At 40.1% G+C, this 10113-nt stretch carries 2 protein-coding genes; both read right to left on the bottom strand.

The genetic code is table 11. The features are described 5' to 3' along the window. On the bottom strand, window positions 1–9140 hold a 9140-nt coding region (locus T344_RS28610; protein WP_034862093.1), incomplete at its 3' end, for an RHS repeat-associated core domain-containing protein. A gap of 71 nt (window positions 9141–9211) precedes the next feature. Further along, window positions 9212–10105 (bottom strand): hypothetical protein, encoded by an 894-nt coding sequence (locus T344_RS0117950; RefSeq protein WP_027629857.1) that lies wholly within the window; start codon window positions 10103–10105, stop codon window positions 9212–9214. Window positions 10106–10113: the final 8 nt, after the last annotated feature.

The following is a 10113-nucleotide window of genomic DNA, read 5'->3' as shown; positions in this document are numbered from 1 at the left end:
CCATAGTTAAACACTTCATTCGTGCTATAAGCTCCAGTTTGAATATAATGTATCTCTCCATAATTTGTTGCATTAATTCCTTTCTGGCTATTCTTGTCAGTTATATTTCCACCTATTACATCTTTAATATAGGCACCTTTATTATTGACTATCACAGCAGTTGCATTTTCCCCAAGCCTAACTTCATTTTTTACTGTACCATAATTATTAAGAGTCAAACTGCTATTCTTTCCAGTAGTTATAGTATCCATAATGCCATAATTATTTATGGTTACATTGGAACCTGCATAGGTTGAAGCTGACGTAACGTGATCCCCTTGCTTTACGTTCACAGTAGTAGTGTTTGATACTGAACCTGTGCTGTTTCCAAACATATTGTTAAACTCTTTATTAGTTACTACAATATGTCCGTTTTCAATGGTTCCTCTTACATTTCCCCAGCTGTCATATGCTTTTCCGTTCTCTACATATAAGTCCTGTTGAGTACCGTTAAATGAAAATGTCGCTTTTGAAGAGCCTTTACTCCAAGTAGTTGCATCAGCTACATCACTTAAAGTAACAGTACTGCCTGACGAACTGCTGGATGATTTGGTAACCCGCATCCCGTTTTTATATTCAGACGGATCACCTTGTTTACCCATGAACCAATCAATCTCCCAGTCTGTTGTATGCCCACTCGGGTCTACATACTGTATCGGGTCGTTCTCACAATAGGTATACAAATTCAAACTCAGCGGGTTGTTATCTTCGCCCCAATAGCTGTCCTCTGTGGTGAAGCGTCCCAGGTATGGGTCATAGTATCTTGCTCTCAGGTAGTAAAGGCCTGTCTCCTGATCGTAGAATTCACCTGTGTAGCGGATTGCATTACTGGTGGTTTCGACTGTGAGGGTAGGGTTGCCCCAGATATCATAGTCATACTGGTTTTCTACTGTGCCTGCTGCATCTACTGTCTGTACTACATCTCCGTGACCATTATAAAGGAAATAGCTCTCCTTTCCGGCTGCATCCGCTTTTGCTATGTAGTTTGTTCCCTTTACATACCTTGCCTTTATATTGTTGCTTGCATTCGTTTCAAGGATAACATTCTGTCTGTCGTACAGGTAGTTTGTTACTTCTGCCTGGTATCCCCTGTCGGATTTCTTTACTGTTTTGCTTACACGCAGGTCGTCTCCGTTGTAGGTAAAGTCAACGGTTGTGCGAATTCCGGCTTTGACGGTTTCTGTCTTTTTGAGCCTGTTGAAGCCGTCATAGGTGTAGCTTGTTTTTTCTACCAGCTTGTCTATGGTGTTTGAAACATTATCCCCATATGCCGTACCTGTTGTTTTTGGGCGCAGCCCGGTGTTATTAGGCAAAGAATGGCTGATGCTTTGCTTTAACTGGTTTCCGTTGCTGTCATAGCTGTATTTTGTTGTTTTTCTGGCGATTTCTTTATTGTTCTCGTCAAACATTCTCTCTACCAGCTTTAAAAGCTGGTTTGTGTTTGAGTAGGTATAATCGCTCTTCTTCAATATATATTGTATTTCTTTTCCGGTACTCTCGTCAACATAGTCACTTGGCTGAAGTGATGTATATGTCTCGTTCTGGGATACCCTGTTTCCTGCCTTATCATATGAATATACGGTAGTTTTTCCAGGTGTTGCAACTTTTGTGATTCTCCCCGCTTTGTCATATTCATAGTCTGTAGTTCCGTAAAGGTCGGTTTTTGTTATCTGTCTCCCTGCAAGGTCGTAGGTATAGCTGAATTCAGATAATCTGCCGCCGTTGGGCTTCATATTTGTAAGTGTGATCAGCCGGTTGTCCCTGTCGTAGCTGTAGCTTTCCGATACCCCTCCCACATAGGTAATCGAGCTTCTTCTGCCATTGTCATCATACGAGTAGGTTGTTGTTTTTCCTCCCCAGGTTACAGTTTCCAGTCTACTTGATTTGTCGTAGGTATATTCTACTGTATTGCCCTTAAGGTCGGTTACTTTTACAATATTCCCTGTCTGGTCATATGCATAGCTTATCTGTGTATTGCCACCCTTTTGTATTCCGGTGAGTCTGTTGTTTTCGTCATAGTAATAGATACTTGTTCCGCTTTCATCGGTCATGGAGCTCCTGTTGCCTGTTTCATCATAAGCATAGGTGATACTATCCCCTGTTTCGGCCACTTTTCTCTGGAGCAGGAGCCCTCTGTTGTCATAGGTATATAGTGTGTTGTTGCCGTTTTTATCGGTTACGCAGACTGTATTCCCTTCAAGATCATACTTGTAGGTTTGAGTCTGGTTATCTGCATTTATTACCGACTTAAGATTCCCAAAGGCTATGTAGGCATAACGTGTAAGCTTACCCCTTCCGTCGGTCATTGTAAGCTTGTTGCCCTGCTTGTCATAGCTGTATTTTGTTACTGTTCCCAGTGCGTCGGTCACTTTGGTGAGATTTCCCGCAGCATCGTATTCATAGGAAATGGTGCTGCCCAGGCCGTCGGTCTGCTTTATTACCTCTCCGTACTGGTTGTAGGTATATTTTATACTGATTTTGTTCTTTTCCGCTGCCTCAGGTGTTGAATATGATACTATCATGTTTGCAAGGTTGTAGGTGTATATTGTGCCATATCTGGATTCATCATCACCGGCAGACTGATAGCCTTCTGCGTCTATTTCCTTTATTATGTTTCCGTTGGCATCGTAGACTTTTCTGCTTATGACTTTGTTATAGGCATCTGTGACTGTCTGGAGCCTGTTCAGTTTGTCATAGTCATAGGTCATTGTATAGCCCTTTGCATTTGTTTCTGACAACTTGTTTCCGGACAGATCATAGGCATACCTGTATTGGTTGTTTTTTGCATCTGTTATTGTTTCCACTCTGTTAAGCCCGTCGTAAGCATATACAGTGGTATAGCCGCGCTCGTTCTTAACTGCGAGCATGTTGCCTGCCGCATCATAGGTATACTGGGTGAACACATTCCTGCCGTCATATTTTCTTGTGGTCATTTCTAGTCTGTTTAGCAGGTCATAAGAGTATTCGGTTGTATAATTTGCTCTGTTTTGAGTATCATCTTCCTTACAGCCGAAAGCCATCGGACTGATTACTTTTGTTTTGTTTCCAAGAATATCGTATTCATAGGCTGTAATCAGCATGAGCTTACCTGGATACTCGCCGTCCTTGAGGCTGTCCAGGTTAGGCATACCGGCAGCATTGTGAATGTCCTCTTCGCTTACCAGTTTTATTTCTTTTATTACTCTGTCTTGGCTGTCGTATTCAAATTTTTGTATATCAAATATACCCTCTGATCTCAGACTTTCAATTTTAATCCTATTTCCGTTTTTGTCATAATAGGCTCTTGTGTATGCTCCGCTGCTATCGGTCACTGTGTTTACAAGGTTGTTGTCATAGTATGTATAGGTGGTCTTTTTTGCCGACAGCTTGTCCTTTGTTCCTGTAATCTCTCTGGTTATCACATTCCCTATTTCATCGTAGACATAATTCTCAATAGTATAGAGCACACTTCCGCCGCTGTCTTTTTCAAATGGAATCCTTTTGGAAACCACTCTGTTTTCAGCATCATAGGTTATGTATGTAATGCTTCCTCTTTTGTCCTTTAATGCCACTATATTGCCAAGGAGGTCTGCCATATATTCCATGGAATTACCATAGCAGTCTGTTTCTGCCTTAATACTGCCAAAACTGTTGTAGCTATACGTTGTGGTGTTTCCACGCTGATCGGTAAGGGATATTTTCCGTCCCAGCCTGTCATAGGTGTATTCTACGCTTCCAGTGTCTGCAAAGATTGCCTTTGCAAGTGTTCCGTCTGCATTGTATTTGTAAAGTGTGGAGCTACCCCTTTCGTCGGTAGCTCTGGTAAGATTGCCAAGGATATCGTATTCATAGGTCTTGCTGCTTTGCAGGGCATTTGTTGTTTTTATCGCTCTTCCCAGGGCATCATATTCATAGCTTGTACCTGCCGAGGCTTCGATATCCACATTGAACCTCAGTCCGTCCACTCTCTTAACAATATTTCCGTTGGCATCGTATTTCAGGTATTCCAGGGTGCTGTCTTCCGGTGATACGGTTGTTGTGCGTCTGTTCATGCTGTCATAAGCGTACGAGGTGCCCTTCATTGTTTCTGCAAGTCCGGCAGTATCCTTGTTCCCCTCGTAGAAGTTTGGCTGTATCTGCTTTTTAAGGTTGCCCATTTCATCGTATATGTATCTGGTTACTGCCTGCCCCCCGCCTGCTGCCGGCGCTTTCCTCCTGATGAGTCTGTTCATACTGTCATACTCATAGTACATGGATATTCCCGCAGCATTCTTCTCCTCCAGCAGGTTTCCGTTTAGATCATAATTATAGCTTGTTGTTTTATTTAAAGCATTTATTTTTTCTTTTACTCTCTTATCCAGATCATATTTGAACTGTGTGGTGTTGCCATAGGCATCGGTTTTTGTTTTAAGCTGTCCGTCCTGATAGTAGGTATAGGCTGTTTTTGCCTTTACTTTTGCAGTATATTCGTTATCAAACTCCGCATTTCTAAGATAGTTATGTTCTACATCGGAGGTATCTACAAGCACAGCCTGTGTAATTGGCCTCGACTGAACATCGTATATGTACCTGGTAACTTTGTAGTTATCAGTATCAACTTTTTCTCTTTTAGTAGCAAGATTGCCTTTTTTGTCGTACTCATTAATAGTTTCCTGTCCCGCAGGGCCAGATACTTTTGTTGTTCTCCCATTTTTATCATAGGTATATACTGCTCTGTCACCCATCGAGGTTTCCTGTCCTGCCATGGAAGCTTTAGCCGTCTTATACTCAAAGGTTTCACTGCTTAGAATATTACCTGCTTCATCATATTTGCTCTTAACAAGCTTGTAGTAATCGTATGTACTGTCTGATTTGACATAATCCTTTTCGGCTGTGAGGTTCCCCGACAGATCATATTCAAAATACCTGGCATTTCCTGCCCTGTCAACACTCGAAGCAAGTTCACCTTTAGGAGAATACTCATAGGTTTCATAAGTATTGTCGGGATTATCAGTTCTGTAAACCTTTCCAAACAGGTTTCTATAGGTTACAGTTCTATTATTTAATTTATCTGTTTTAATAACCTGCGTATTTCCCGTGAGGTCGTACTCGTAGCCTTCTGATGTATTGTCTGCGTATATGGTTTGCTTTAAAAGGCCATTGAGAAAGTAAATGTTCTGTGTCCTGTTACCATAAGCATCAGTCTCGCTGAGGACTCTGCCGGAGGCATCATAAGTATATTTTCTTGAATAATTGTCGGTACCGTTATTCTTATTATCCTTGAAGGTTTGGGCAGATGTATATTGGAGCACATTGTTGTAAGCATCGTACACATATGTATTCCCAAAGGATGCTGTCGGATTATCCTTGTTGTAGCCCTCTCCGTCCGCCTCTTTTATGATATTTCCACGTCCGTCGTACTCTTTATAACTGATAACAATGCTTTCACTTCCATCAAATACAGAAACCTTTTTCAGCCTGTTAAGTGCATCATATTCGTATACGGTTCCCGGAGCATTCGTTGAATCCTGTGCCGAAAATCTTGGGTCTATTTCTTTTATCAGGCTCCCATTTTCGTCATAAAGGTATTTGCTCACATAACCCATTGGGTCGATTTTGGCTGCTACCCCTCCCATACCGTTATATTGATACTGTGTAGTGCAATCCACCCCTGAACGGTTTAATGTTTCAGAGGCAAGATTTCCTCTTTTGTCATAACTGTAGGAGGTTGTCCTCACAGCACCCTCTTTCGTAAAGGGTTCAATTTTTGTTATAAGCCTGTTTCTGTGGTCATAGCCGTATGTGGTTTTCTCAAAACCCGCACCGTTATATATCTCCTGTGAGAGCACATTTCCTTCGTAGTCATAGCTGAATTTCCTGATGAAATTTCCATGGTTTTCAATCTGAGCCGGCGAAATTACATCACTCATTATACCTTCTTCTCTGGTTACTTTATCTGCGAAATTATATTCATATACAAATCCTATCGCACTGCTTCCGGATTCGTTTATGTACTGTGTAATACCAGTTTTGTTACCCTTATTGTCATAGGAATACCGGGTATGTGATTTTTTAACCGAGTCTATTTTGCTGTATTCATCGGTAACCCTATCCATGCTGTTATATGCGTACTCCATAAAAGCCGCCAAGGTATCGGTGTCTTTATCAACTTTTCCCTGCGATATTGATGTTACGTTATTGTTTTCATCATAGGTGTATTTCTTATATACACAGCTGTCGGCAGCCGACTTATCAAATACTCTTTCCTCAACTATCCGTCCTATGCTGTCATATATGTATTTAGTTGTTCTTCCGCCGGGCTCCTCAATAGTTTCCACCTGGCCAAAGCTTGTATATGTATATCTTGTCTCGTTATTTAAAGCATCTGTTTTGCTGACAACTCTTCCAAGGTCATCATAAGAATATTTTGCAGTATTACCTTTTGCATCTGTTTGACTTACAACATTTCCAACATAGTCATATGCGTATGAAGCTGAATAATAACTGGTTTTATCCGGGGTTTGCTCCGATTTTATCAGCTTTCCGGCAATATCATAGTGAAGGCGCTTTGTATAGCCGTCTTCATCAGTCAGCAGCATGAGCAGCTTTGTGTCGGCATCTGCTCCATATGTATAGTCAAGTGTCAGGCTTTCCTTTTTAGCAGAGTCCTTTTCATAGTAATCTTTTTTTACAAGACTGTTTTCACTGTTGTATGTGAATTTCACACTGTTTCCGTTTGAATCGGTTTCCTTTATCTTGTTGCCCAGCGCATCATATTCATCTGCCAGCAGCGTGTGCCAGGCCTCTTTATCATATACACTATGGTTTAATTGATTTCCGAAAATATCATAGGTGTACCTGAATTTTTCTCCTGACTGGTCAATATATTCTATCTGCCTGTTTTGAAGCTTAAAGTCATTATATGTATACTGCTTTATTGTATTATCAGGGTATGTTATTTTTTGCAATCTGCTTAATGTATCATATTCATAACTGATTCTGTTGCCTTTTCCATCCAGTTCGGCCTTCATATTCCCGGTGTTAAAGTCATAAGAATATCTTTTGGAAATCTCAACACCATTGGCAGTGCCATATTGTTTCGTCAGGTAAGCACCTTTTTGATTTACACCATCGATATCTATTCCATATTCATAGTTGGTGACCTGATCGTTTCCGTCCGAATGCACTGTCTTTTTTGTCATGTTACCATATTTATCATACTCGTATTCCGCTATATTCCATAAATCCTTGTCACTGGTATGCACACTTTCTTCTCTGGTTACATTACCTTTATCATCAATAGTATAGATTACCTGGCTTGTAGTATTCTTATCAAGCTTCCAGGTTTTTGACTGGAGGACATGGAATTTGTCATAAGCATAAGTATATACAACAGTATTTTCGTTATCGGCAGGATAGCCTTTATCGTCTCTGTTTGCAATAGGTCCGGTATAGTTTGTCAGGTTCCCGTACATGTCATATCTGTAATTTTCTGTTTTCTTGACAGGCTGCCCCTTAACCTTTCCATTTTCAAAACCGGTGGTAATACTTTCGATTTTTTTCGGGAATTTCATTTCATCAAATTCGGTAGTTGAGACAATCTTATGATCCGTCCCTGTTTCTTCACTGTTTACCTGCTCATGGATACCGTTGTATGTGTATTTAATAACGGTTCCATTGCTTAATTTTTTCTCGGAAAAGTATTTATAGGTATCCTTCAGGTAAGCATCATCATTGGCTTTATAGCCGCTAAAACCGTATCCGTCGGCCTCGTTTGTATATTTGTATTCTATTCTGTCTTTCACATCGAACTGAAATCTGTCAAGGAAGTTGCTTTGGGTATTATCATAGCCGGTTTTAGCAAGTTCCTTTTTTTCGAAAATTTTTCTGTACTCCATACTGCCGCTGTCTGCAAGGCCCTTTGTATATGTATTATAGGTAAAACGCTCTACCCGGTTTGTCCTGCAGTAATCTATCTGTGTGAGGTTTTCATATCTGTTATATGCCTTATAATTCGTTCCATTTGTATATGTAAATCCAAGGCTGGGCTGATCATACCAATAGTGATATTTTGGCTTTCCATCAACATCATAAACCCTTTGCAGCCTTGTTCTTACCACATGTTTTGAACTGCTGACCAGTACTGCAGATTTATCGTATATTATTTTTTCTCCTCCGGGGAGGTTGACTATTACCTGGAATTTACCTTTAAGATCGCCGGAATTAACTGTGTCGGGGTTTTGTGACTCCTTCCAGCTGTCTTCAAGACTATATTTATTGTTTTCTATTGCTCCAACTGTAAAATTCTGATCTTCCTTATACTCAAGAGTTACTTCTCTTCCCATTGTATCAATGATCTTTGAAATAAGCTTTTTGGTTTTTGCAATTCCGTCTATGGTATATGTCTGGGCTTTATATTCAAAGGTTATTTTATTGCCATACCTGTCTACAATACCCAAAACGCGGCCGTCTTCGGCAAAATATGTTTTCTTTCCGGTTTTATTTTCCATTACATAAAAGGACGTTCCATCGGTCTGTCCATTGCTGAAATCCTTGTTTTCTTTAACTGTAACATCTTTAATTGTCTGATTTTCAGGCTCATATGTATTTACACCGTCTACCTTTTCAGGCCCGGTTAACCTGTATACATCACCTGCTTCAGTGTGTAGAAATTTGTAGCTTGATCCATCAGAATTGGACTTTGCCTCAATTGCAGGGAAAGAAAACCTCATTCCCACTCCAAGATCATACCGGTCTTCATAGAAGGAGGATGTATTATTGTCGGAATATACCTGGTCAACCCAAACACCGTTCTGATACTCAGCCTTCATGTTTTGAACGTTTGAAGTTCCACTTCTGTACATTCTTTTTATTTCCAGGTCAAGCCCGTTTATACCGGTCAGAACGTAATCAGTCTGCGAAAGAGTTATATCTCCGCTCTGCGGGCTGATCGACTCCTCCGATACGTTATTTCTCAGGTACGCAGGCGAGAGCATTGTGTTATATTGCTGCTTTGGCCCTATGAGGTTGTTCATTTGTTCTTCAAGTGTAGTTGCATATGTACCCTGCATTGATATTATTGAGGTCACTATTAAAGTTATCAGGACTACTATGGGTTTTAATATTTTCTTTATATTTTTCAAAATTAAGTCCCCCTTGAAAAGGAATTGTTTTTTCAAGGAAAAAAACAATTCCTTGGAATTAATGGTATTTTCTAATAATATTTTTCTTCAAAAGCCATTGCATAGATTTCCTCTTTTGATAGTCCCTTTTTAACAGAATTAAGGACACTATCGGCGGACTTACCAAGTTTAGTCCCTATCGTCAGAGCGTTTATAACCTCTTTTTCAGATAGATTGGTCTGAGTAGTATATTTTGTAAGCTGAGTGCGTGTAACCGACAAGTGCGGGGACTTTTCCAAACCGTTAACTATGCCGTACTCCGCATTTATCAGTCTCCAGCTTTCTCCTGCCTGCTTTTTGCTTATTAAAGTATCAATTTCGACTTTTGCTTTCTGGCTTACCCTGTCGGCTATCATTATGGTATCCTGGTTTGTGCCCGAATCCAATAACCTTTCCAGATAATCAGATTCAAAGTCTCTTGGAACAAACTCAGGATTGTTTTTAAAATATTCCTTAAAGATATCAGGCCACTTTTTACCTGCTTCTTTCTTATCTACCAGCTTTTCTATATCTTCCATACCTCCATAGCAATCATTCAGGAACGAATACGCTATTAGTATGTCCGGAAGCTTTTTTCCCTTTTTTATAAGCCTTTCAATTTCATTCTTGAATTTTACGTGTACATTTAAAAGTTCAAGCAGCTGCTTATAATTGTTTAAATTTTTTGTATAGCTGTCAGGGTCCTGTGCTTTTATCAAATCAAGGATCTCCTTGGATATTTCGGTGCTGGCTTCATCTTTTAACCCATTGTCCACAGTCTTGGAATTTTGAGTGTTTACTGTTGTTTTCACAGAATTATCAGAGCTGTTCTTATCTGATACAAGCAGATTTCCCCCAATCATTGAGTAGCCTACCAAACCGGCATTTACTACCAATACCATAGCTAAGATTATTACTATTAACCTTGTCCTTTTTACCTTCCTCATAAGCTCAT

The organism is Ruminiclostridium cellobioparum DSM 1351 = ATCC 15832 (assembly GCF_000621505.1).
Taxonomy (GTDB): domain Bacteria; phylum Bacillota; class Clostridia; order Acetivibrionales; family DSM-1351; genus Ruminiclostridium; species Ruminiclostridium cellobioparum.
The sequence above is the reverse complement of the archived record's forward strand: the minus strand, read 5'-3'. Positions and strand labels throughout refer to the sequence as shown.

Excerpts from the sequence above, each read along its gene's own strand:
- T344_RS0117950 (WP_027629857.1), bottom strand. The coding sequence starts at position 10,105 with ATGAGGAAGGTAAAAAGGACAAGGTTAATAGTAATAATCTTAGCTATG.